This window comes from Aeromonas allosaccharophila, from assembly GCF_016026615.1.
Lineage (GTDB): Bacteria > Pseudomonadota > Gammaproteobacteria > Enterobacterales > Aeromonadaceae > Aeromonas > Aeromonas allosaccharophila.
In genome coordinates, this window is record NZ_CP065745.1 from 1,933,413 (window position 1) to 1,958,027 (window position 24,615).

Here is a 24,615-nt window from a genome sequence, read left to right on the forward strand (position 1 = left end):
CCGGGTAATCCCGGCTTTTGCTATTGAGGCAACCGGCTCGATGCCGGTTATCGCCTTAGTTGACCTTGAAGGCGCCCTTCATCATGGCGAAGTGGCCGGGGAAGGAGCAGAAGAAGGTGAGATCCTTGCCCGCCAGACCATCAGTCTTGAAGGTAACGCTGCTGCTCTCGCCGCCGCCGATCAGCTTGGTGTGAGCCAGCACACGGGGATCATCCTTGGGCAGGTAGTCATTCTCGGCCCCGGCGCTCATACCGGCAGTCGCCACGGTCTGATAGTCGGCAGTGCTGGCCAGCACCCAGTTGTGGCCCATGGCAGTAGCAGGCAGCTTGCCGGTATGGTTCAGGGTGACCGTCACCTCTTTGCAGGTGGCCGGCACACTCATCTCTTTGAGGTTGTACTGCATGGCATCATTGCCTTCGATGACCAGTGCACACTCATCCGCCAGCACGGGGGCAGCCAGGGTACTCAGCAACAGCAGGGTAATCGCCTTTTTCATCATCTTCTCCTTTGATTGGCAATGGATGGCAACGACTTGGCGGATGCGGTTAACGCTTCGCAAAGATGCCGTCTAAATCAACCTTCATTTTACTCAATTGTCTTCAATCGGCTATGGCTTTTGGCCAAAGCTGCGGGCCAGGTCACCAGATGGTGCTGCACTCGCCAATATCTCCCCTCACGGATGGACGATACGACCCGCTCCAGCCACAGGTTCAAAACTGTTTAATTTTTTCTGCCTTTTTCCTTCCGATTGCCCCTATCAGGGCTCGCCCGGCGGGCGCCCCTTGGCTAAGCTAGCGCCCCGATATGAACCTTCTCCAGATGAGAGCGCCGGATGATTGCGATAACCCCCGTGGCGGCCCTGCGCGGCCTGCTGCTGACCCTGCTGCTGGCGCTGGCCGGCTGCCAGCCCACCCCGCCTGCCCAGACCCGCATTCAGGGCAAGACCATGGGCACCTACTATGTGGTGACCCTGAGCGATAACTACCCCGGTGGGGAGCCCGCCCTCAAAAGCGACGTAGAAAGCTTGCTGGCCCGAATGAACAAGGAGATCTCTACCTACGATCCGGGCTCGCTCATCTCCCGTTTCAATCAGGGGCCAGCCAACGCCCCGTTTGCCATTCCGCCCACCATGGCCATCATCGTCCAGCAGGGAATTGATGCCGGTCGGCTGACCGACGGCAAGCTGGATGTGACCGTGGGGCCACTGGTCAATCTGTGGGGCTTTGGCCCCGACAAACGCCCGGTCAAGCGACCCGATGAGGCGGCCATTGCCGCCGCCCGCCACAAGGTGGGGATCGACAAGCTGACCCTGACCCCGCAGGGGGATCACTTCCTGCTCGAAAAAACGATACCGGATCTCTATCTCGACCTCTCCACCCTCGGCGAAGGGGCCGCCTCTGACGAGATTGCCGCCCTGCTCGAGGGCAAGGGGGTACACAACTACCTGATCGAAGTGGCCGGTGCGGTGCGCAGCAAGGGTAACAACAGCAAGGGTTCGCCGTGGAGAGTGGCCATCGTCGAGCCCTCCGATCAGCCGGGGGCGTTTTCCGATATCGTCATCCCCAACGGCATGGCGCTCAGCACCGCAGGCAGCTATCGCAACTACTACGAGCTGGATGGCCAGCGCTACTCCCATATCATCGACCCCGCCACTGGCCAGCCGGTCACTCACAAGCTGGTCTCTGCCAGCGTGATCACCCCGACCGCGCTGGAGGCCGATGCCCTCGATACCGCGCTGATGGTGATGGGCCCCGAGCAGGCGATGGCTTTTGCCAAGCAGCATAAGCTGGCGGTCTATCTCATCGTCAAAACCGGACAGGGGTTCAAGGCCGAGTACACGCCGCAATTTGCCCCCTATCTAGCAGAGAAGCGGGCAGAAAAACACTCCTGAACATAAGGCCCCGAGAACGGGGCCTTATCATTAGAGGTCATTGATGACGGGTTATTCGATGGTCACCCGATGAGGTGCCGGGGTTTCCACCTGCTTGGGCAGTTGCAAGGTGAGGATGCCGTTCTCGAACCTGGCGCTGACCTTGTCCAGCGCTACCTCGACCGGCAACTCCAGGGTGCGCGAGACACTGCCGAAGTAGCGTTCACTGCGCAGGGTTCGCTCATCCTTGTTCTCGCTGTCAAACTGGCGGATCTCCGCCTTCAGGGTCACCTGCTTGCCATGGATATCCACATGGATATCCTCCTTGGCGACCCCAGGCAGCTCGGCCTGCAACAGATAGTTGTCATCACTCTCTTTCAAATCCAGCCTGATCTGGCTCGGTAGCGGATCCCCGTGCAGGGGACGAATATAGAAGCCGGACGCCATATCGCGAAACAGGTCATCGAACAGACTGGTACGGCTCGGTAACAGACTCATTTTTGCTCCCTCCCTGATTGTTCCATGGACAGATGCAGGCCCTGATGCCTGCCTGATAGGGTCTACAGCTGACCGAAGCGTCTCTCCGGTCCCCTCTATCAGTCTAAAAAGCGCGCCGCTGGCTGCCACCCCATCTGAACTTTATTTGATATGGATCAACCACATGGCCCCGATAAATCCGGAGAAAACGTGACCCGTGAACAGAAAGCGAGGCGGCAAAAGCACATTGATTGCCACTTCACGCGCTTTGGTGGCACACTTTCCCTCATCAGCCCGCAGCGCCTCGACCCAGACAGATGCAGACACCTGAACAAGAGCCAGAAAAAAAGAGCCCAGCCAAGCCCCAACGCATTCTGATGGTCAATGAGCAGCGCTCGTTTCAGGTGATGATGAAGGCGATGCTGATCAATCTGGGGATCAGCAACATCACCTACTCCAATACCGCCGAGGATGCGCGGCGCCGCTGCCAGAAGGGCAGTTTCGACATTTATCTCATCGATTACGATCTGGGGGTCGGCGAAAACGGTCGCCAGCTGCTCGAAAGCCTGCGCGACAAAGATCTGATCCCGCCCCAAAGCGTGGTGATCATGGTGAGTGGCGACAGCTCCCGCGCCATGGTACTGAGCGCACTGGAAGCCGAGCCCGACGAATACCTGATGAAGCCCTTCTCCCAGGAGCAGTTCTCGTTTCGCTTGAAGCGTGCCCTCGCCCGGCGCAACGCCCTGGCCAGCGTCTTTACCGCGCTGGCCGATGACAATCTGGCAGCCCTCATTACCGCCTGCGCCGAGCGGGCCGATGCGGTGCCCCGTTTTGCCAACTACTGCCGCTGCCTGCAGGCCGATACCCACCTCAAGCTGGGTCAGGCACAGGAGGCGCGTGCCCTGATGCGCCAGCTGCTGGCCGGACAGGAGAACAGCTGGGCCCGCCTGACACTGGGCAAGGCGTGCAACACTCTGGGACTCCACGAAGAGGCGGTCAGCCATCTGCAGGCGACCCTCAAGAATACCCCGCTGATGGTGGAGGCTCACCTCTGGCTGGCAGAGTCCCTGCTGGCCCTCGGCCATGACGAGCAGGCGCAGCAGGAGCTGAGACGGGCGGTGGATATCTCCCCCCAGTCGGTGCAACTCTCCCGCCGGCTGGCGGAGGTGTGCCTGCAGCGCCACGACTACGCCCAGGCCAAGGATGTGCTGCTTGCCCTCATCGATCTGTCGCGCAACTCGATCCATCGCACCCCCCACTATCTGGGGGCCTATATCCAGACCCTGACCCTCTACGCCCTCAACAGCAACGACAGCTACCACATCGCCAACCTGCAAAAGCAGGTCAATTCGGCCCTGTCGCGCATCCGCGATTCGTTGATGATGTCGGAGTTCAACTACCCGGTGTTCGAGCAGATCTGTCAGGCCCGGGTGCAAATTGCGCTGGGGGAGCTGCTCAAGGGCAAGAAGATGCTCTATCGCGCCAACCAGAACTGGCTCGATGAACCGGCCACCATGCCCCCCGCCCTGCTTGGCGAGACCATCCTCGCCCTCTACCAGCTCGGCGAGTTCGAGTATGCCGAGAGCCTGCAGGGACTGCTGGCGGAAGACGAAGACCGGCTGCTCACCACCTGCATTCAGGCGACCCGGGATGACAAGACGGTGCTGGAGCGACGTCAGCGCTACCAGCAGCTCAACGATTTGGGGATCAAGGCCTATCAGAGTGGCGAGCTGGAGCAGGCCCTCGGCCATTTTCGCGAGGCCCTGCGCCGCGCCCCCGCCAATACCGGTGCCGCCCTCAACAAGATCCAGGTGCTGCTGCAACTGATGCAGAAAAACCGCAAGAGCCCGGAATTTGGCGCCGAGTGCAAAGACACCCTGGACGTGCTCGACGGCATCCCCCTCAACCCGGCCCAGCAGGAGCGTTTTCGCAAGTTGCGTCAGGAGTTCAACCAGTTCAGCTAAGACGCCGCCACGCCCCCTTTTCCCCACCTATGCTGAAACCAGTTCGGCAATGCGAGGGAAACGAAGATGGCGATGTGTCGTTATCTGGTGGCCGATGGCCGCCACTGCAGTGAAGAGGCTGGCGAGCACGAGCTCTGCCACTGGCATGATCCCCACAGACCCCATCAGGAAGCCCACACCGCCGAGGCGCTCGAGCAGTACGTTCGCGCTGGCGGTCTCTGCCACGGCCTGCAGTTGTCACGGGCCAATCTGGCTGGCCTCAATCTGGTCAACAAGGAGTCCGATCAGGGATTTTTGCTGGAGCAGTGCAACCTCTATCGCGCCAACCTGCGCGGTGGCCACCTCTACGGCCTGCGCATGAAGGGCGGCAGCCTGATGAAGGCCGATCTCAGTGATGCCAACCTCCAGTGCGCCACCCTCGATGACGTCAACCTGCTCGGCATCCGCTGGCACAACACCCGGCTCGACAACATGCAGACCGGCAAACGGGTGATGCAGGATCGCAAGGGCCGCCGCGAACGGGATCCCAAACAGGCGCGTGTCTGGTTCAAGGAGGCGGAAGAGACCTACCGGGATCTGCGCAAAGCCTCCGAGGCGCAGGGGATCTTCACCATGTCCGGCAACTATATCCAGCAGGAGCTCACCATGCGCCGGCTGCAACTGCCGCTCTGGTCGAGCCAGCGCTTCACCTCCTGGGTGGTCGATCTGTTCTGCGGCTATGGCGAGGCCCCGATGCGGGTGGTGCTCTTCTCCCTGCTGCTCATCTTTATCTGCAGCATTTTTTACTTCTTCTGCGGCCTCAACTTCTCCGGCAACCACCTAATCTATCGGCCGGATGCCCCCTTCGAACAGAACGCCATCTTCCTGCTCGAGTGCCTCTACTACAGCGTGGTCACCTTCACCACCCTGGGCTATGGCGACTTTACCCCGGTCGGCCTCTCAAGGCTCTTCGCCGCCTTCGAGGCCTTTACCGGCAGCTTCACGCTGGCGCTGTTTGTGGTGGTATTCGTCAAAAAGATGACCCGCTGACAACCTGCCCACGATCTTGCTGCGAGGCCGTGATCAAGGCTCATGTGCTGCTCGGAATCCTCACGTATATCTATACGCTCCGGTTCCTGCGCTGCGCTTCACCTTGCTGACAGCCTCTCGCGACAGCTCGTGAACAGGTTACCGATAGCCCGGCACCTGAACTTGCATCCACCGCCGATTCCTAGTCCAATAGCGACTTATAAAAATGACATGAGCATCCCGGACATGAAGATCATCTCTTTCAATATCAATGGCCTGCGCGCCCGCCTGCACCAACTGCAAGCCATCATCGACAAGCACCAGCCCGATGTTATCGGCCTGCAGGAGATCAAGGTGCACGATGAAGCCTTCCCGCTGGCCGATGTGGAGGCCATGGGCTATCACGTGGAGTTTCACGGCCAGAAGGCCCACTACGGGGTCGCCATCATGAGCAAGCAGAAGCCGGTCAAGGTGGAGAAAGGCTTCCCCACCGACGATGAAGAGGCCCAGCGCCGGATGATCATGGCCACCTTCGAGCGCGAAGACGGCTCCCTCATCAAGGTGATGAACGGCTACTTCCCGCAGGGTGAAAGTCAGGATCACGAGACCAAGTTCCCGGCCAAGCAGAAGTTCTACGAGGATCTGCAGCACTACCTCGAAACCAACCACACCCCGGACGACCAGCTGGTGCTGATCGGGGATATGAATATCTCCCCCACCGATCTCGACATCGGCATCGGTGAGGCAAACCGCAAGCGCTGGCTGCGGGATGGCAAGTGTTCCTTCCTGCCCATCGAACGCGAATGGATGGAGCGGCTGAAAGGGTTTGGCCTCACCGACACCTTCCGCGCCGCCAACCCCACAGAGTGCGAGCGTTTCTCCTGGTTTGACTACCGCTCCAGAGGCTTTGACGAGAACCGCGGCCTGCGCATCGACCTCATCATGGCCTCCGACGCCCTCAAGGACAGCGTGACCGAGACCGGCATCGACTATGAGCTGCGCGGCATCGAAAAGCCCTCCGACCACGCCCCCATCTGGGCCTGCTTCGCCTGATGCGACGCACGGTTAACCGCTAAGCCGCTGCGCGTTCACCAATCTGTGAAGCGGCTCGCGGTTGCTTGCGATAAAAGGGCGTAAACAGCCTATCCAGACAAGGTGCCTCAGGGCACCTTCTTTTTGCAGCAAGGAGTGCCTGACGTGACTACCCCTCACCTTCCCCTCTCCCCCGCCCGTTTTCTGGCCCTGCGCCTGTTGCCGGGGGAGGACCTGATCGCCGGATTGCGCACACACATGGCCCAACACGGCCTGCAGGCTGCCTGGATCGCCGGGGCGGTCGGCAGTCTGACCCACGCCAATCTGCGCTATGCCGCCCGCCCCGATGGCACCCTGCTGGAGGGGGCCTTCGAGGTGATCGCCCTCGGCGGCACCCTGGACCCGGAGTGCGAACACCTGCACCTCTCCCTCTCTGACGAGCAGGGATTGATGCGAGGTGGCCATGTGCTGCCCGGTTGCCGGGTCCGCACCACCCTCGAACTTGTGATTGGCGAGCTGGAGGCGTACCGTTTCACCCGAGCCCCCTGCCCCCACTCCGGCTATGAAGAGCTGCTCATTACCCCCAGAACCTTGTGAGGATCACTATGTCCGTCAGTAAACTCTCCAGCTACAACCTGGCCTTTATGGTCATCTGCATCGCCATCAACATGGTGGCGGGACAGGCGGTCTCCATGCTCAAGCTGCCCATCTTCCTCGACTCCATCGGGACTGTGCTCTGCGCCATTCTGGCGGGCCCCTGGATGGCGGTCGCCACCGGTCTGCTCACCAACCTGCTGTGGGGACTGCTCACCGGCCCCATCGCAGCCGCCTTTGCCCCGGTCGCCATGATGATTGGTCTCAGTGCCGGTCTGATGGCGCGCGCGGGCTGGTTCAACAATCTGCCCAAGGTAGTGGTGAGCAGCGTGGTGATCACCCTGGCGCTCACCCTGGTGGCCATTCCCATCCGCTCCTACCTATTTGGTGGCGCCACCGGCAGCGGTGCTGACTTTATGGTTGCCTACCTGCACGCCATGGGCAGCGATCTGCAGGAGTCGGTTGCCGTCACCGTGCTCGGCACCAACCTGCTGGACAAACTGTTGACCGTGCTGATCGCCTGGGGGCTGGTACGCCGCCTGCCGCAGCGCACCCTGCGCCACTTCCCGCAGATGGCCGCCGTGCGCTGATGCACCCGTTTACCTCCCTCGCACTCTGGCTGTGGTTTTCGGTCACGGCCAGCGTGCTGCCACCCCCCTGGCTCTGGGGCTGGAGCCTGCTGCCGCTGCTCGCGTTAATGGTGCTACCGGGAGCCCGCTCCCGGGTCAAGCTTGTGCTGGCGGTGATGCTGCCGCTGGGGCTGGGGCTCTATCTGGTTCACGGCCCTTGGTTGCGGATCCTGCTCGGCATGCCAGAGGCGCCTGTCAGCGAAACCTTCCCCATTCTGCCCCTCTGGTGTCGCCTGCTCGCCTGTCTCGCCAGCGCCCAGCTCTGGCTGTGGGCGGTCTCGACCGAGCGCTTTGTCCATGCGCTGTTTGCCAGCCGGCTGCCCATCGCCCTCTCCTACCTCTGCTGTGGCCCGCTGCTGCTCAAGGAGCAACTTGGCCACCAGCTGCGGGCGATAAAGGAGGCCCAGCTGGCCCGTGGCGTCCCCTTTGATGGCCATCCGTTGGCCCGGCTGCGCGCTACCATTCCGCTGCTCTCGCCGCTGGTCGGGCAGGCGTTAAGCGAACTGGCGACCCGCAGCATGGCACTGGATCTGCGGGGCTTTCGCAGCCAACCGACCCGCACTCGCGTGGTCGAGATCCCGCAGCGGCACCATGAGCCGCTGCTGCGCTATCTGTTGCTGGTGCTGGTGCTACTGGAGATTGTCTGGAGGTGGTGGCCATGATCTCGCTCCGTGGATTAAACATCGGCCATGCGGCCCATCCTGACCACTTCCAGCTGGGACCCCTCGACATTGAATTGGGTGCTGGCGAGTGGCTCACCATCCTCGGCGGCAACGGGGCGGGAAAATCCCTGCTGGCTCAACTGCTGGCGGGAGGCTGGTCACAGCTGCACCTCGATACCCTGGCCGGGACAGGCATCATCCTCGGTACTCCCCACGACGGGGGGCAGCTCAATGAACAGGCCGCCCAACGCCAATGGGTGCAGCAATCCCCCTATCTGCAATTTTCCGGCTGCTGCTTTTCGGTGGTCGATGAGGTGGCCTTCGGCCCCGCCAATCTGGCGCTGCCAGTGGCCGAGATCTGTCGGCGGGTGGCTGATGCCATGGCGTGCTGTCACTGCGAGGAATTGGCGACGCAACATCCCCTATCCCTGTCGGGAGGGCAGGCCCAACGGGTGGTGCTGGCCTGTGCACTGGCGATGCAGCCCAAACTGTTGATCCTGGATCAGGCCTTCAGCCGCCTGACCCCGGAGGCGAGCCACACCCTGCTGCGCCAGATCCGCCGCTACAGCGAGCTGAGCGGCTGCAGCGTCATCTTGCTGGAGCAGCGGCTCTTTCCGGCCGCTCACTATTGCGAGCAGTTCGTACTGCTCGACCATGGCCGCCAGCTGGCCCGCGGCGAGCTCGGCGAGGTGCTGCCCCATCTGCCCGGGCGGGTGATCCTGCCGGACTCCCTGCGCGAGGCGTTGCAGGCGCGCGACCCGCACCATCATCCCTACCCTTTGGCCATTTTGCGGGAGTTTTATGCTGAACTTTGACCGCCTTTGTTTTTCGTGGGCGCCGGACAATCCCTGCCTGCACGACATCACATTGCAGATTGCCAGCGGGGAACAGGTAGCCATCGTCGGGGATAACGGCGCAGGCAAGTCGACCCTGCTGCGACTGGCGGCGGGCCTGCTGGCCCCCACCTCCGGCACGGTGAGCTGGCAACAACAGGATCTCTGCGAGCAGCGGGCACTGGCGCGCGCCAGTCAGATCGGTTTTCTGTTTCAGGAGTCGGAGCGCCAGCTGTTTCACAGCCGGGTCGACGATGAAATCGCCTTTGGCCTGCGCCTGCAAAAACAGCCGGGGGAAGAGATCCGGGAACGGGTGGCGGCGGCACTGGCGCAGTGCGAGCTGACCGCGTGGGCAGCATCCCACCCGCTGGATCTCGATGCCGGTCAGCGACGGATGGTGGCGGTGGCCTGCCTTCATGCCATGCAGCCCGAATTGCTGCTGCTCGATGAGCCGAGCCGGGATTTCGATCCCCATTGGCTGGCCATTCTGGAACGCTGGCTTGCCAGCGAACGGGCGAAGGGCACCACCATAGTGGCCATCAGTCACGACGCCGAATTTGTCAGGCGTAACTTCACCACCCTGATCGAGCTCAAAGCCGGGCGTCTGGTGGCCCACGGCCCCGCAGCCGAACGACTCTCTGCTCTCAATGGCTATCACCAAGACGAGAAGAGCAGTGCCCTGTTGTTGGCCACCCTCGCCCGAGCCGAACATCCCCGCTGAACCTCGCTACATCGGAAAAAGTCAGGCTTTTTTCGTCAATCGGCAACCTTGATTGCCACCTTGAGAAGGCTGGGTTCAGATTACAGACCTATCATCTCTCATTCCTCTCATAAAAAAGTTGTTTTTTTAATCATGAAGTTAATGATGTGTATGGAGTGTTTTGCTGAACGCAGCAACCGGGATCGATTGAACAGGAGTGTGATGATGAAGGTGCCCCTTGCCGGAAAAGAGATTTACAAACGTAGCTTGCTGACCCTGGCGCTGATTGGCGGATTGACCGCCTGCGGTGGCGAGACGACCCAGACGGCCCAGACCATGCCCGCCGTCCCCGTGGTGGTCGCCGAAGCCACCCCGACCGATGTACCATTGACCACCGAGATGGTGGGCGAGACCGCCGGTTTTCGCGAGATCGATGTGCGCTCCCGGGTCAATGGCATCCTGCTCAAGCGCACCTATGTGGAAGGCCAGCCGGTCACCGCCGGTCAGGAGCTGTTTCTAATTGATCCCGAACCCTACAAGGTGGCGCTGGAACAGGCCAAGGGGACCTTGGCTCAGGAGCAGGCGCGTCTGAACAAGGCCCGTGCCGATCGGGATCGCATCATTCCCCTGTTCAAACGTCAGGTGGTGAGCCGCCAAGACTATGACAACACCATCGCCAACTACGAAGCCGCCATCGCCAGCCATCAGGCGGCTCAGGCCATGGTAAAAGAGGCGGAGCTCAACCTCAGCTACACCCGGGTGACCGCGCCCATCAACGGCATGGCGAGCAAGAGCTCCCAATCCGAGGGTAGTCTTATCTCCACCAGCGGCGAAAATGGTCTGCTCACCACCATCACCCAATTTGATCCCCTCTACGTCAACTTCTCCTACTCGGAGCAGGATCGCCTCAATTTCGAGAACTCGGTAAAGAAAGGGATCATTGAAGCCAAGGACGCCACCACCTGGCGCACCCATATTCGCCTCGCCGATGGCTCCGTCTATCCGGAAGCGGGCAAGCTCAACTTCTCCGACAACCGGGTCGATCCGCAGACCGGTACCATCCGTGCCCGCGCCATCTTCGACAACAAGGACGGCGTGCTGCTGCCCGGTCAGTTTGTCCGCATGACCATCGATCTGGGCCTGCGCAAAAACGCCATCGTGGTGCCGCCGCGCGCCATCGTCCAGTCTCAGGCCGACCGCATGGTGATGGTGGTGGATGCCGACAACAAGGTGATCCCGCGTCCGGTCAAGCTGGGACCTGTGGTCACCGATGGTGTGCTGATCGACAGTGGCCTCAATGCCGGTGACCGTTACATTGTCGAAGGCCTGATGAAAGCTCGCCCCGGCGCCGTGGTCAAACCGGTCTCGGCCGATGAGATGAAGGCCATCACCACCAAGGTGGTCAGCCAGTCTGCGGCCAAGTAAGGAGCCCGTATGTTTTCCAAGTTCTTCATAGAACGCCCCATCTTCGCCAGCGTGATTTCGATCATTATCGTGCTGAGCGGGTTGGCGGCGATGCGTTCGCTCCCCATCGAGCAGTATCCCCAGATCACCCCGCCGGTGGTGTCGGTCACGGCGTTTTATCCGGGTGCCACCCCGGAGGTGATCTCCCAGACCGTGGCGGCGCCGCTGGAGCAGCAGATCAACGGCGTCGAGCGGATGATCTACATGCAATCGGGGTCGGCCTCCAATGGCCAGATGAACCTCAACGTCTACTTCGAGATCGGCACCGATCCGGATCAGGCCACCATCAACGTCAACAACCGGGTGTCGGCCGCCATGGCCCAGCTGCCGGAAGAGGTCAAGAAGCAGGGGGTCACGGTCAAGAAGAAATCGACCGCCATCCTGCAGGTGGTGACCCTGCAATCGCCGAACGGTTCGTTTGATACTACCTATCTGTCGAACTACGCCCTGCTCAACATCATCGACGAGCTCAAGCGGATTCCAGGCATCGGTGATACCACCCTGTTTGGCGGTACCGACTATGCGATGCGCATCTGGTTGCGGCCGGATCGGCTGGCCCAGCTCGAACTTACCCCGAGCGACGTGATCGGCGCCATTCGCGAGCAGAACACCCAGTTCGCGGCAGGCAAGATCGGTGCCCAGCCCACCACGACCCCAATCGACTTCACCTACACGGTGCAGACCAAGGGGCGCCTTGAGGATGTGAAGGAGTTCCAGGACATCATCGTCCGCTCCATGCCCGATGGCTCCAAGATCCGGGTGCGCGATGTCGCCAGGGTCGAGCTGGGCGGTAAGGATTATGATCTGGTCGCCCGTGCCAACGGCAAACCGGCCATCGGTATCGCTACCTATCTGCAACCGGGCGCCAACGCCGTGGCGGTCGCCGATGCGGTGCACGCCACCATGGAGCGACTCAAGGAGCGCTTCCCGCAGGATATCGAGTACCAGATCCCCTACGACACCACCGAGTTCGTGAAGATCTCCATCGAAGAGGTGGTCCACACCCTGTTCGAGGCGATCGTGCTGGTGTTCGTGGTGGTCTACCTGTTCCTGCAGAACTTCCGTGCCACCCTGATCCCCTGTATCGCGGTGCCGGTATCGCTGATCGGGACCTTCGCCGGCATGCTGGTGCTCGGTTTCTCCATCAACCTGCTGACCCTGTTCGGCATGGTGCTCGCCATCGGTATCGTGGTGGATGACGCCATCGTGGTGCTGGAAAACGTCGAGCGGATCATGAGCGAGAAGAAGTGCTCGCCCAAAGAGGCCGCCATCCTCGCCATGCAGGAGGTCTCCGGTCCGGTGGTCGCCATCGTACTGGTGCTCTGCGCCGTGTTCCTGCCGGTCGCCTTTATGGGCGGCATGACGGGGGTGATGTACAAGCAGTTCGCCATCACGGTCGCGGTCTCGGTCGCCATCTCCGGTCTGGTGGCGCTGACCCTCTCTCCCGCCCTGTGTGCCTTGCTGCTGAAAGAGGGGCACCACAAGCCGGCCCGTTTCTTCGTCTGGTTCAACAGCAGCTTTGACAAGCTGACCAACCGCTACGTGCGCGGTGTGGCCTTCCTCAACCGCCGGGTGGGTGTGGCTTTTTCCATCATCGCCGTGCTGCTGCTCTCCATCTACGGTCTGTTCCTGAAAGTGCCGGGCGAGCTGGTACCGAACGAGGATCAGGGCTACCTCATCTCCGCCGTCATGCTGCCGGATGCCGCCGCCATGAGCCGCACCCAGGAGGTGGCTGACAAGTTTGACCAGATTGCCATGGCCAACCCCCATGTGAAGGATGTCATCACCTTCTCGGGCTTTGACATTCTCTCCAACGCCGTCATCAGTAACAGCGGTCTCAGTTTTATTACTCTGACGGACTGGAGCGAGCGCCAGGGGGCCGGGCAAGACTCCTTCTCGCTGGCCAAGACCTTCCAGGGGATGAGCCTGATGGGACTGGCGGATGGCTTTGTCGCCTCCTTCAACCCGCCCCCCATTCAGGGGATGTCCACCACCGGCGGCCTCGAGGCCTATCTGCAAAATCGTGGCACCGGCAACGCCCAGGCGTTTTCTGGCGAAGTGGAGCGTTTCCTCGCCGCCGCCAAGGAGCGCCCGGAGTTTGCCAGCGTCACCTCCACCTACCGTGCCAACGTGCCACAGGTCTATCTGGACCTTGATCGCGAAAAGGCCAAGGCGCTGGGGCTACCGATCAATGCGGTGTTTGACACCATGCAGGCCACCTTCGGTCAGGTCTATGTCAACGACTTCAACCAGTTCGGCCGTACCTACCGGGTGCAGTTGCAGTCCGAGGCGGACTACCGCGCCAAGAAGAGCGACATCCGCAATGTCTATGTCCGCTCCGACAAGGGAGAGATGATCCCGCTCAGCAGTCTGGTGACGGTGCGTGACGCCACCGGCCCGGAACTGGTGGAGCGCTTCAACATCTTCCAGGCCGCCAAGATCATGGCGCAGCCCGCCCCCGGCTACAGCTCGGGTCAGGCCATCGCCGCGCTGGAAGCGGTCGCCAACGATACCTTGGGCAACGACGCCAAGCTGGAGTGGACCGGTTCCGCCTATCAGGAGAAAGCGGCCGCAGGTAGCGCTGGCACCGCGTTCGGCTTCGGTATCGTGATGATCTTCCTCATCCTGGCCGCCCAGTATGAACGCTGGACCCTGCCGTTTGCGGTGATCACTGCCGTGCCGTTTGCCCTGTTCGGCGCCCTGCTCGCTACCTGGCTGGTGGGCCTGACCAACAACGTCTACTTCCAGATCGGGCTGGTGACGCTGGTCGGGCTGGCGGCCAAGAACGCCATCCTGATCGTGGAGTTCGCGGTGATGAAACACGAAGAGGGGATGAGCCTTATCGAGTCGGCGCTGGAGGCGGCGCGCCTGCGTTTCCGTCCCATCGTGATGACCTCGCTCGCCTTCATCCTCGGCTGTGTGCCGCTGGTCACCTCCAGCGGCGCCGGTGCGGCAAGCCGTCACGCCCTCGGCTGGCCGGTGATCGGCGGCATGCTGGCGGCCACCTTTATCGCCATCTTCTTTATCCCGCTCTTCTTCCGGCTCATCATGCGCCGCTCGGAGAAACAGGCCTGACCGCTGCGATCTCGCTCACCAAGCCCCTCCCTCACGGAGGGGCTTTTTTATTCCGTGCGTTACATGGCAAACAGATAGGCCTTCATCGCCTTGAGACGCACGGTGGCAGCACCGATGATGTCGATAAAGCCGAGCAGCGGATGGGGTTTGTGTGCCGAGATCCAGGCCGAACCGGTCGCCCCGATGGGCAGCACGACCCCTTCCGGCTCCAGCATGTCTAGCACCACGGTACGGCCATGGCTGGACATGTTGTTGCCCACATGCTGGCGCACATGCTGATCACCCTGCATCGCGTTCAGCTGGGCCTCACCCGTGCCGGTACGCACCGAGTGAACCCGAGCCCGGAATACCCGCCCCGGATAGGCATCCACATAGAACTCGGCAAACTGGCCCGGTTCAATGGCGCGGTAGCTCTGATCCGGAATGCGAAACTCCAGAAACTTGCGCGAGGTATCGTAGAGGTGCATGTTGCCGGTGCGCGAGCCGTTGGCCAGATTGACCACCGACACCTGACCGTCGAACGGGGCACGGATCACCTTCTCTTCGTTCCGCCGTTGCTGCAACGCCAGCTCGCTCCCCAGATTCTGCACCTGGGCCTCGATCATCTTCACCTTGGCCTCGCTGGCACTCTGTTGCGCCAGATCACCATCGATCTGGGCCTGCAACTGATCGCGGCTCTGGATGCTGGAGTAGCTGCCCAGCTGGGTCAAGCGCGCCAGCTCTTTGCGATTGAGGGTCAGCCGCGACAAAATGGCGCGCTGCTGGCTCAGCTCGGCGCTGATCTGGGCCTGCTGGGCGTCGATCTGGTGGCTCAGGGCTTGTGCCTTGCCATCGCTCTCCCAGTTGGCGAGGGTGTAGATGGGCTGACCCTTCTTCACCTGCTGGTTGTGGACGACATGGATCTCGTCGATCTGGTGGAACTGGTTGGTGCCGAGCAATGGGCCCAGCACCGCATGAGGCGCCTTGACCGTGGCCGAATCGGTGAAGTCCACCGGTGCCAGATGGCGGGAGGTGGTCAGCAATCCGAGGGCCAGCAAGGCCCCGATCGCGGTGCTCCAGAAACCGGTCTTGAGGTTCCAGGGCAGCACCTTCAGCTTGACCAGCAACCAGACGAGCAGGATATAGGGCAGCAGGATCTCTTTCACGATGGCTCCCCTTGATGACGACCACGGCGAATCCCATGGCCGATGATCTGGCTCATCCGCTCGGCCAGCACATCCCAGCGGGCAAAGGCGATGATGATGGCCAGCACCCACCAGGTCTTGTCGATAAACAGGCCGCAAAGGGACAAGGCAAACACCAGAGTGATATGCACCGACTCGGACAACTTGGCACGATGCACGGCGATCTCGTGCAGTTGCCACAACAGATGGATCAGATAGAGCACGACATAGAGGGTAATGACGGTGATCACCCCCATAAAGATCTCGGAATCGAGCAGTACCATGATGGCTGGCAGGGGATGACTGAACTGAGCCGCATCAACCGGATAGATGCTGGCCCCTTTCGAGAAGAAGATAACCAGAGCGACCGTGACCAGAATAAACGCCAGGCGCCAAAGCCACCGTGCTAACGCAGAGGCAGGTTGTGATGACATTCGCTGTTGCTCCTCGTGTAACGGGTGATCAAACGGGTGTCCCTCGAGGGTCACCCGGCTCATACCCCGCGCCGGTTGGCAATGACCAGACCGGCTACGGGCAGGATGGAGAAGCCCCCAACCTGTGGGGGCTTGCTTGACTCACGCCTCAGAACTGGTGCTGCACACCGATATTGAAGAAGTTGAGATAGCTGTTGTTGTAGGTGCCGGAAATATCCTTGCGAACTCCATATGGGCTCTCTTGATTAACCGACATATCCCCCAACCAGGCCAGGGTGTAGCTGGCTTCCAGCCTGGTGGCCGGGCTCAGCTGGTAGCTGGCACCCAGACCCCAACGCCATCCCTCACCCATCGGCAAGTTGACGGTGCGGTGGGCATCGTCCACGGCGCTGCTGTCATAAGCGATACCACTGCTCAGACGCAGAGCGGGGGTAACGTCGAACTGGGTACCCAGGCTGAGGTGCCAGGTGTCCTTGTAGTGCATATCCACGCTGCGGCTGCGACGCTGGGTCGTCACGTCAATGTCACCAAAACGGGACCACTGCTGCCAGTTGGCGCTGGCCAGCAAGGCCCACTGGTCGTTGAGCTGGTGATAACCACTCAGGGTCACGGTCTGCGGGATCATCATATCCACACCAAGCCCTGCGAGGTTAAAGTGGGTAAACAGCTGATCTTCCAGCTCCCACTTCAGCTCGGAGAAGTAGCTCAGACCGATGCGGGAGTGTTGGTCCAGCTCATAGAGCACCCCGAAGGAAGCACCATAAGCCCAGTCGCTATCGGAAAACTCCTGACCCTGAATCGGGTTGAGACCAGCGGCAGCAACATCGAGTGAAGTGTCCAGACTACCGTGCATGGCGATCAGGCTGGCCCCCACCGACCAGTTGGCGTCGATGCGGTACGCCAGGCTCGGAGCAAAAGCGATACCGGTCAGCTTGGCGGCCTCTACATAACCACTGCCCTCCCAGCCTTCGCCATAGTCGATACCCAGACCATGGCTGCCAAACATGCCGAAACCGGCGACCCACTGGTCATTGATGGCATGGGTCAGATAGACGCTGCCGAGCGGCGCGGTCTGCAACGCATTGCCGCCGTTGTTGCCGCCATTGTCCAGATCCAGCTCGAGATCACCGTATACCACACCGCCATTGACCTGCAGCTGGGTACCTTCCAGCTTGGTCATACCGGCCGGGTTGCTGGCGATGGTCTCTGCTCCCTGGGCACGGGCGGCTGCCCCTGCGTTGGCCAGCGCACTGTTGGCAGTGCTGGTTTCGTAGAGGGCAAGGCCGCCAGCCATTGCTGAAGGGCTCAGCAAAGCGGCAAGCATCAGCGACAGCAGTCGTTGCTGCATTTCGATACTCCTGAATAGTGAACAAGGGGGCACCCGAGAGGGTGTGCATCTCAACAAATGACATTTCTGTGTCTGGCAATCAGCATCCGGGAAGCCAACGGCTTTATGTTGCACGTTCGTGGCGTCACGCTATTGAGGGGGCTGGCAAGCATGTTGTGAGGCCCGCTTCCCTGTTGCAACCGGCATCCGGACGCGGGAAACGCACCATCACTCAATAGTGGCGACTGACTGGCGCGCATCCTAACGGGATGAGCGGCAAGCTTCATTAGGGTTGGGCATACGCAATAGTTAAGCAATGCTTAACTATTTACCCTCTATACCATTCCTCCATTACATAACCGGCGCCATTGACCTTCACCTCGAGGCAAGGTTTACAGTCCCGCCATCTGCTCCCGAAGGATGCCCGGATTGTCACTCACCCAGCTTGCTGCAAGATTGCCCTCAGTTGCTTTGGCCCGGCTATTGCTGGCACTGCTGCTCGTCTGCAATCTGACCCTCTGCATCAGCTGGCACGGGGCGCAACCAGCGCTCGACATTTCATCCCGACCAATGGCCTCCCAGCCTCACAACATGGTGATGGGTGGCGACGAGCCGATGGCGGTCATGGATCACCAAACCCCTACCGCGTCCCTCTCCTGCCATCAGGGGATGGGAGATGACGCCACCCCAAGCGGTGACTGCCAGATGCAGACCGGCGTCTCTGGCGCAGCCAACACCCTGCCGCTGTTTGGCATGCTGCTCTCCCTGTTTATCTTGCCGCTGCTGCTACTGCCCACTGGAGCGGCGAGCAGCGTACTGGACAACTGGCTGCGCGACCCCTTCTTGCGATCCCGCGGTACTCACCCTCCCTCCTGGCCGCGCCGACATCTGATGCTGTCGGTGCTGCGTCACTAGAACGATCTTCTACTGCGTGCCTGCGGCAAGGTTGACCTTGCCCGTGTCTGCACGCCTTGCTTGACCCTGTGAACACTGGCCCCGCCAGCAGCAGGGAGCCGTGCGTCTGCTGACTCGTCAGCAACGCCCCGTTTGCCGCCAGCCCCTTGGGTAATGCCTTGCACCTCACCCGCCCGGCGGCCTGCACAAGAGAAGACGTATCATGTCACCAGCCCACTTTTCACCCACCAAGGTTGCTGCCTTCGCGGGCGCATTGTCCCCCAGCACGTTCTGCATGCAGATCCGCGCCGGAGGCCACTCATGAACAAGACCGTCCTGATGTCGGCCCTGTTGCTCGCCCTTGGCGCCGGTGGCGGCTACTGGGCCGCCAAACAGAGCACCGATAGCACCAGCGCCAAAGAGAAGACGCCCCTTTACTGGGTCAACCCCATGGATCCCCGCGACAAGCGCGACGGCCCCGCCAAGGACAACATGGGGATGGACTTTATCCCCGTCTATGAGGAGCAAAAAAACGGCTCGCCGGGCACCGTCACCATCAGCCCCGAGATCCAGCAGAACCTGGGGGTGCGGCTCGCCAAGGTGGAGAAGCTCCCCATCCACCAGCAGATCGAGACGGTCGGCTACGTCGGCTATGACGAGGACCGGCTGGAGGCGATCAACGCCCGCATGGCGGGCTGGATCCGCACCCTCGCCATCAAGAGCGAGGGGCAGCAGGTGACTAAAGGCGCCCTGCTCTACGAGATCTACGCCCCGGATCTGGTCAACGCCCAGCACGAGTACCTGCTCGCCCTCAACACGGCCAACCCGCTGCTACTGCGCGCCGCCGAGGGCAAGCTCAAATCCTTGCAGGTGCCGGCAGATCAAATCGCCGCTCTCAAACGAAGCCGTCAGGTGCAGGAGACGGTGCGTATCTATGCTCCGAGCAGCGGCTATGTGTCGGAGCTCAAGGTGCGCGAAGGGCAGTATGTGGAGCCCGCCGCCGCTCTGTTCAACATCAGCACCCTCAAGCAGGTGTGGGTCAGTGTCGAGGTGTTCGAGCGCCAGGCGGCCCAGCTGAAAGTGGGCGATCCGGTCACCATGACCCTCGACTATGCTCCCGGCCGCAGTTGGCAAGGTAAGGTGGATTACCTCTACCCGACTCTGGATGCCGCCACTCGCACCCTCAAGGTGCGGCTGCGCTTTGACAATCCGGACGAGTTTTTGAAACCCAATATGTTCGCCAAGGTGAGCATTCGCACCGGGCAGGGGGAACCCCGGCTGGTGGTACCGAGCGAAGCGGTGATCCGCACCGGCAGTCAGGATCGGCTGGTACTGGCGCTGGGGGATGGCAACTTCAAGTCGGTCGCCGTCACCCTGGGTCCCCAGTTTGGTGACAAGGTCGCCATCAAGGCGGGGGTGGAGGCTGGGGACAGCATAGTCAGCTCGGCCCAATTCCTGCTCGACTCCGAATCGGCCATCGATTCAGACTTCCAGCGCATGACGGCGGTGCGCCCCGCCCAAGTGTGGACCCAGGGCGAGGTTGAAAGCATCGATCTGGCCAACCGCACCCTGATGGTGGCCCACCAGCCCATCCCCGAGTGGCAGTGGCCCGCCATGGAGATGGAGTTCACCGTCGCCGAGGGGGTCGACATGAGCAAGCTGGCCGAGGGGCAAACCCTGCATCTGCAGGTGATGGAGGAGGGAGATGAGTACCGCATCACCACCATCCATCAGGAGAAGGCACCCGCTACTGACGGCGACGCCAAGCCTGCAACGGATGAGATGGAAGGGATGGACCATAGCCAGCACGATATGGGGGCCAAGTCATGATCCCTGCCATCATTTGCTACCTTGCCGATAAACAGGCTCAGCTCTCTGCACCAAATGAGCAAGGAGCCCAATCATGATCCCGTCCATCATTCGCTGGTCAGTGGGCAACCGCTTTTTGGTGCTGCTATTAACCCTCATGCTCACGGCCTGGGGGCTCTGGTCGGTCAAACAGACCCCGGTGGACGCCCTGCCAGATCTCTCCGATGTGCAGGTGATCATCAAGACGGCCTATCCGGGCCAAGCGCCTCAGGTGGTGGAGGATCAGGTGACCTACCCGCTCACCACCGCCATGCTGGCGGTGCCGGGGGCCACCACGGTGCGCGGCTACTCCTTCTTCGGCGACTCCTTCGTCTATGTGCTGTTTGACGACAACACAGATCTCTACTGGGCCCGCGCCCGGGTGCTGGAGTATTTGAGCCAGGTGGCCCCCAATCTGCCCGCCTCTGCCCGCCCCCAGCTCGGCCCCGATGCCACCGGGGTGGGCTGGGTCTATCAGTACGCATTGGTGGACAGAACCGGCAAGCACGACCTCAGCCAGCTCACCTCGCTGCAGAACTGGTTCCTCAAGTACGAGTTGCAGACGGTGGATGGGGTCTCCGAAGTCGCCACAGTCGGTGGCATGGTGCGCCAGTATCAGGTACGGGTCGATCCGGACAAGCTGCGCGCCTACGGCATCCCGCTCTCCCTTATCGAGACCGCCATCAAACAGGGCAATCAGGAGACCGGCGCTTCCGTCATCGAGATGGCGGAAGCGGAGTACATGGTGCGCTCCAACGGCTATCTAAAGAACGTCGAGGATCTGAAGCAGATCCCGCTCGGCACCACGGTGCGCGGCGCCCCGCTGCTGCTGGGGGATGTGGCAGATGTGGTCACCGGTCCCCAGATGCGGCGCGGCATTGCCGAGCTCAACGGCGAAGGGGAAGTGGTGGGCGGCATCATAGTGATGCGCTACGGCGAGAATGCCCAGCACACCATAGACGGAGTCAAGGCACGGCTGGCGGAGCTGAAAAGCAGCCTGCCAGAGGGGGTGGAAGTGGTCACCGTCTACGACCGATCCGACCTTATCCAGCGCGCTATCGACAACCTCTCCGGCAAGCTGGTGGAGGAGTTCGCGGTGGTGGTGCTGGTCTGCCTCGCCTTCCTGTTCCACCTGCGCTCGTCGCTGGTGGTGGTCATCACCCTGCCCATCGCCATTCTGGTGGCCTTTATCGTCATGCACCTGCAGGGGATCAACGCCAACATCATGTCGCTCGGGGGTATCGCGATTGCCATCGGCGCCATGGTAGATGGCGCCATCGTGATGATCGAGAACGTCCACAAGCACATGGAGCGAGAGGCGCTTACCGACAAGAACCGCTGGCGCATCATCACCGAGGCGAGCATAGAGGTCGGGCCCGCCATCTTCTTCTCTTTGCTCATCATCACCATCAGCTTCCTGCCGGTGTTCGCGCTGGAGGCGCAGGAGGGGCGGATGTTCCACCCCCTCGCCTTCACCAAGACCTACGCCATGGCCGCCGCGGCCGCGCTCGCCATCACGCTGGTGCCGGTGATCATGGGTTACTTCATCCGTGGCAAGGTGCTGGCGGAGCAGGCCAACCCGCTGAACCGCTGGCTGAGCCAGGGCTATGTGCCGCTGCTCAAGGCCGTCCTGGCTCGTCCGAAAACTACCCTGGCCATCGCCGCCGTGGTGACGGTGGCGGGCTTCTGGCCGCTCAAATACCTGGGCTCCGAGTTCATTCCGCCGCTCGATGAGGGGGACATCATGTACATGCCCACCACCGCGGCCAATATCTCGGTGGGCAAGGCGCGAGAGATTTTGCAGCAGACCGACAAGCTCATTCGTACCGTGCCCGAGGCGCAAAACGTGTTCGGCAAGGCGGGCCGCGCCGAATCGGCCACCGACCCCGCCGATCTGGTAATGATGGAGACCAGCATCCAGCTCAAGCCCCGCGATCAGTGGCGCCCCGGCATGACCCCGGAGAAGCTGAAAGAAGAGCTCGACTCCCTCATCCGCTTCCCCGGTCTCACCAACGCCTGGGTGCCCCCCATCAAGACCCGCATCGACATGCTGGCCACCGGCATCAAGACCCCGGTCGGCATCAAGATTGCGGGGCCCGATCTCAAGGTGATCCAGCAGCTCGGCCAGCAGCTGGAACAGATCGTCGGCAAGGTGGAGGGCGCCTCATCGGTCTACGCCGAGCGGGTGGCAGGCGGCCGCTACGTCAAGGTGGATATCGACCGGCTCAAAGCGGCCCGTTACGGCCTCAATATCGCCGATGTGCAGGCGGTGCTCGCCACCGCGGTGGGCGGCATGGAGGTGGGCCAGACCATAGAGGGGCGCGAGCGCTACCCCATCAACCTGCGCTACCCCCAGAGCTATCGCGATTCGGTAGCCAGCCTCGAGCTGTTGCCGGTGGTGACCCCGAGCGGCGCGCGCATTGCGCTGGCGGACGTGGCGCGGGTCTACATCAGCGACGAAGCCCCCATGCTGCGCAGCGAGAACGCGCGCCTCAACGGCTGGGTCTACGTCGATATTCGCGGCCGCGATATCGGTTCCTTTGTCGATGAAGCCAAAGCACAAGTGGACAAGCAGCTGGTGCTGCCGGCTGGTTACGCCCTCACCTGGTCTGGCCAATACGAGTACATGGAGCGGGCCAAGGCGCGTCTCGCCTACGTGGTGCCGCTCACCGTCGCCATTATCGTGCTGCTGCTCTATCTGGCGTTTCGCCGCGTTCAGGAGGTGCTGCTCATTCTCACCACCTTGCCGCTGGCGGTGGTGGGCGGGATCTGGACACTCTGGCTGCTGGATTTCAACCTCTCGGTGGCGGTCGGGGTGGGCTTTATCGCTCTGGCCGGGGTGGCGGTGGAGACCGGCGTCTTGATGCTGGTCTACCTCAACCACGCCTGGGATGACCTCATCGCCAGCGGCAAGCCGGACAAGGCGGGTCTGCACCGGGCGGTGATCCACGGCGCCGCCCTGCGCCTGCGCCCCAAGATGATGACGGTAGTCACCATCATCGCTGGCCTGTTGCCCATCATGTGGAGCCACGGCACCGGCTCCGAGGTGATGCAGCGCATCGCCGCCCCCATGATCGGCGGCATGGTGAGCGCGCTGGTACTGACCCTGCTGGTGCTGCCTGCCGCCTACTACCTATGGCGCAGCCGAACCCTTGGCAAGCATGCCGACCAACAAGCCGAATAGGCTGACACCAGGATCCATTTCGACTAAACAACGAGGAAATCAAGATGAACTACAAGACGCTGACCCTGACCCTGCTGATGGGTCTTGCCACCCACACCAGCCTGCAGGCTGCCGAGATGATGAACCATCAGGGCCACAACATGAGCCAGATGGGGCAAATGGAGGGCATGAGCGAGATGGGCGACATGATGATGACCAAGGGAGTCATCACCCGCATCGATGCATCCAACGGCAAGGTCGGCATCAAACACGAGGCGATCGATAACCTCAAGATGCCCCCTATGACCATGGTGTTTCGGGTGGCTGATCCGGCCCTGCTCAAGGATCTGAAGGTAGGGGATGCGGTGCGCTTTCATGCCGAGAACCCGGGTGGCAAGCTCACCATCACCCAAATTCAGCGGCAGTAAATGCCCAGCTCGCTCTGGGCCGAACGGATAAGCAAAGAGGGAGGCATCAGCCTCCCTCTTCTTTGGTCAACCTTTTCGTGTGGCCAACCTCAAGTGCGCGATGGCACTCAGCTGCGGGTTGCCAGCAACTGCTCCACATCATCAATCACCTTGAGGGCCGCCTGCGGGCCACCGCTGGAGGTCCAGAGCGACCCATCAACGGCACCAAAGCGCTTGGCCTTGATCACCGGCAACTGCTGGAACGCCGGGGTCTGCTCCGCCTGACGCATGGCATCCACGGCATCACCGGTGGCGCTGAGGGTGCCGACCACCAGCCAGTCGGCATCCAGCAGGTTGAGGGACTCCAGACTCAGCGCCGGTGAGTGGGGTGCGCCAGTACCCTGTTGTTTGTCCGGACGCACCAGCCCCATCGACTCCACTACGCTGCTGGCAAAGGTGCCCTGATACATAAAGCTCGGCCCCTTGGGGTTCCAGCGCACTATGCTGATGCTCTCCCCCTGATGCTTGGCCAGCTTGCTGCGAGCCTGAGTCAACCGCTCGGCGTACTGCAGCAAGAATGTATCGGCTTGCTGATCGCGATTAAGGGTGTGGGCGGTGCGGCGGAAGCTATCCTGCCACGGCTCACCCCACTTGCTGGTCACCACGGTCGGCGCGATCTCCCCCAGCAGCGTTAGCAGCTCGGGGCGGGTCTGGCCGGTCAGGATAAGGTCAGGCTCCAGCGCAATCAGCGACTCCAGATTGGGGCTGTCGAGATCGCCGATCACCTGGATCCCCGTGCCCGCCTTGTTCAGCAAATAGCGGGGCAAGCTGGGTTGACCACGGCCATTGACGGCGCCGATGGGGGTCAGCCCCAGGGTCAAGGTGCTGTCGAGTTCGAGCTCGCTCAGCACCACCACCCGCGTTGGCTGGACTGGCACCAGCACCTGCTGGCCAAACGCATCGGTCACTTCACGCATCTCCTGCGCCTGAACCAGCGGGGCGGCCAGCATCAGGATGGCTGCTGCCAGGGCGGCAAAACGCTTCATCATCTCACTCCTTCTCGTTGCACGG

General features: G+C 61.7%; 21 protein-coding genes. 15 read left to right on the forward strand and 6 right to left on the reverse strand.

Annotation, left to right across the window (positions count from 1 at the left end; genetic code table 11):
- Window positions 1-55: 55 nt before the first annotated feature.
- Window positions 56-496: an azurin gene (gene azu, locus I6G90_RS08520; RefSeq protein ID WP_042656977.1), complete on the reverse strand. Its 441-nt coding sequence runs from the start codon at window positions 494-496 to the stop codon at window positions 56-58.
- 336 nt (window positions 497-832) lie between these two features.
- Between azu and I6G90_RS08525 the strand changes: the two genes are divergently transcribed.
- Complete coding sequence (locus tag I6G90_RS08525) at window positions 833-1,891, forward strand: FAD:protein FMN transferase (protein WP_197930764.1); 1,059 nt, start codon at window positions 833-835, stop codon at window positions 1,889-1,891.
- Window positions 1,892-1,942: 51 nt separating this feature from the next.
- On the opposite strand, the gene I6G90_RS08530 is transcribed toward I6G90_RS08525, so the two are convergent.
- Entirely contained in the window at window positions 1,943-2,368 is a 426-nt protein-coding gene (locus I6G90_RS08530; protein WP_042057885.1) for an Hsp20/alpha crystallin family protein, read from the reverse strand.
- 296 nt (window positions 2,369-2,664) lie between these two features.
- Between I6G90_RS08530 and I6G90_RS08535 the strand changes: the two genes are divergently transcribed.
- The 10 genes from I6G90_RS08535 to I6G90_RS08580 all read left to right on the forward strand — a co-directional run bounded on the left by I6G90_RS08535 (window position 2,665) and on the right by I6G90_RS08580 (window position 14,308).
- The gene (locus tag I6G90_RS08535) at window positions 2,665-4,311 is read left to right on the forward strand and encodes a tetratricopeptide repeat-containing response regulator (RefSeq protein WP_197930766.1); all 1,647 of its coding nucleotides are present in this window, start codon (window positions 2,665-2,667) and stop codon (window positions 4,309-4,311) included.
- A 66-nt stretch (window positions 4,312-4,377) separates the two neighbouring features.
- Window positions 4,378-5,340, forward strand: coding sequence for an ion channel (locus I6G90_RS08540; RefSeq protein ID WP_111805803.1), 963 nt, complete (start codon window positions 4,378-4,380; stop codon window positions 5,338-5,340).
- A 225-nt stretch (window positions 5,341-5,565) separates the two neighbouring features.
- The gene (gene xthA / locus I6G90_RS08545) at window positions 5,566-6,372 is read left to right on the forward strand and encodes an exodeoxyribonuclease III (RefSeq protein WP_058054096.1); all 807 of its coding nucleotides are present in this window, start codon (window positions 5,566-5,568) and stop codon (window positions 6,370-6,372) included.
- Between the two features lie 144 nt (window positions 6,373-6,516).
- Entirely contained in the window at window positions 6,517-6,948 is a 432-nt protein-coding gene (locus tag I6G90_RS08550; RefSeq protein WP_111805801.1) for a PPC domain-containing DNA-binding protein, read from the forward strand.
- 8 nt (window positions 6,949-6,956) lie between these two features.
- Window positions 6,957-7,535 (forward strand): ECF transporter S component, encoded by a 579-nt coding sequence (locus I6G90_RS08555; RefSeq protein ID WP_042018813.1) that lies wholly within the window; start codon window positions 6,957-6,959, stop codon window positions 7,533-7,535.
- Window positions 7,535-8,236, forward strand: coding sequence for an energy-coupling factor transporter transmembrane component T (locus tag I6G90_RS08560; RefSeq protein WP_197930768.1), 702 nt, complete (start codon window positions 7,535-7,537; stop codon window positions 8,234-8,236). The genes I6G90_RS08555 and I6G90_RS08560 overlap by 1 nt, the downstream gene beginning before the upstream one ends.
- Window positions 8,233-9,051, forward strand: coding sequence for an energy-coupling factor ABC transporter ATP-binding protein (locus I6G90_RS08565; RefSeq protein WP_197930770.1), 819 nt, complete (start codon window positions 8,233-8,235; stop codon window positions 9,049-9,051). The genes I6G90_RS08560 and I6G90_RS08565 overlap by 4 nt, the downstream gene beginning before the upstream one ends.
- Window positions 9,038-9,790: an energy-coupling factor ABC transporter ATP-binding protein gene (locus tag I6G90_RS08570; RefSeq protein ID WP_197930772.1), complete on the forward strand. Its 753-nt coding sequence runs from the start codon at window positions 9,038-9,040 to the stop codon at window positions 9,788-9,790. The genes I6G90_RS08565 and I6G90_RS08570 overlap by 14 nt, the downstream gene beginning before the upstream one ends.
- Before the next feature lie 204 nt (window positions 9,791-9,994).
- Window positions 9,995-11,194 carry an efflux RND transporter periplasmic adaptor subunit gene (locus I6G90_RS08575; protein WP_111805791.1) on the forward strand — a complete coding sequence of 400 codons (1,200 nt, stop codon included), beginning with the start codon at window positions 9,995-9,997 and terminating at the stop codon, window positions 11,192-11,194.
- A 9-nt stretch (window positions 11,195-11,203) separates the two neighbouring features.
- Window positions 11,204-14,308 (forward strand): efflux RND transporter permease subunit, encoded by a 3,105-nt coding sequence (locus I6G90_RS08580; RefSeq protein ID WP_042656972.1) that lies wholly within the window; start codon window positions 11,204-11,206, stop codon window positions 14,306-14,308.
- 59 nt (window positions 14,309-14,367) lie between these two features.
- Here the strand turns inward: I6G90_RS08580 and I6G90_RS08585 are convergent, their stop codons facing one another.
- The 3 genes from I6G90_RS08585 to I6G90_RS08595 form a co-directional block, all read right to left on the reverse strand.
- The gene (locus tag I6G90_RS08585; protein ID WP_197930774.1) at window positions 14,368-15,453 is read right to left on the reverse strand and encodes an HlyD family secretion protein; all 1,086 of its coding nucleotides are present in this window, start codon (window positions 15,451-15,453) and stop codon (window positions 14,368-14,370) included.
- Entirely contained in the window at window positions 15,450-15,905 is a 456-nt protein-coding gene (locus I6G90_RS08590) for a hypothetical protein (RefSeq protein WP_058054103.1), read from the reverse strand. The genes I6G90_RS08585 and I6G90_RS08590 overlap by 4 nt, the downstream gene beginning before the upstream one ends.
- 148 nt (window positions 15,906-16,053) lie before the next feature.
- Entirely contained in the window at window positions 16,054-17,253 is a 1,200-nt protein-coding gene (locus I6G90_RS08595) for an OmpP1/FadL family transporter (protein WP_197930777.1), read from the reverse strand.
- Window positions 17,254-17,652: 399 nt separating this feature from the next.
- Here I6G90_RS08595 and I6G90_RS08600 point away from each other — a divergent pair, with 399 nt between their 5' ends.
- The 4 genes from I6G90_RS08600 to I6G90_RS08615 all read left to right on the forward strand — a co-directional run bounded on the left by I6G90_RS08600 (window position 17,653) and on the right by I6G90_RS08615 (window position 23,565).
- Window positions 17,653-18,147, forward strand: coding sequence for a hypothetical protein (locus I6G90_RS08600; RefSeq protein WP_197930778.1), 495 nt, complete (start codon window positions 17,653-17,655; stop codon window positions 18,145-18,147).
- A 300-nt stretch (window positions 18,148-18,447) separates the two neighbouring features.
- Window positions 18,448-19,956 (forward strand): efflux RND transporter periplasmic adaptor subunit, encoded by a 1,509-nt coding sequence (locus I6G90_RS08605; protein WP_197930780.1) that lies wholly within the window; start codon window positions 18,448-18,450, stop codon window positions 19,954-19,956.
- Between the two features lie 73 nt (window positions 19,957-20,029).
- Window positions 20,030-23,158: an efflux RND transporter permease subunit gene (locus tag I6G90_RS08610; RefSeq protein WP_197930782.1), complete on the forward strand. Its 3,129-nt coding sequence runs from the start codon at window positions 20,030-20,032 to the stop codon at window positions 23,156-23,158.
- Between the two features lie 44 nt (window positions 23,159-23,202).
- Window positions 23,203-23,565 carry a copper-binding protein gene (locus I6G90_RS08615; RefSeq protein ID WP_197930784.1) on the forward strand — a complete coding sequence of 121 codons (363 nt, stop codon included), beginning with the start codon at window positions 23,203-23,205 and terminating at the stop codon, window positions 23,563-23,565.
- A 107-nt stretch (window positions 23,566-23,672) separates the two neighbouring features.
- On the opposite strand, the gene I6G90_RS08620 is transcribed toward I6G90_RS08615, so the two are convergent.
- Window positions 23,673-24,590: an ABC transporter substrate-binding protein gene (locus I6G90_RS08620; protein ID WP_197930786.1), complete on the reverse strand. Its 918-nt coding sequence runs from the start codon at window positions 24,588-24,590 to the stop codon at window positions 23,673-23,675.
- Window positions 24,591-24,615: the final 25 nt, after the last annotated feature.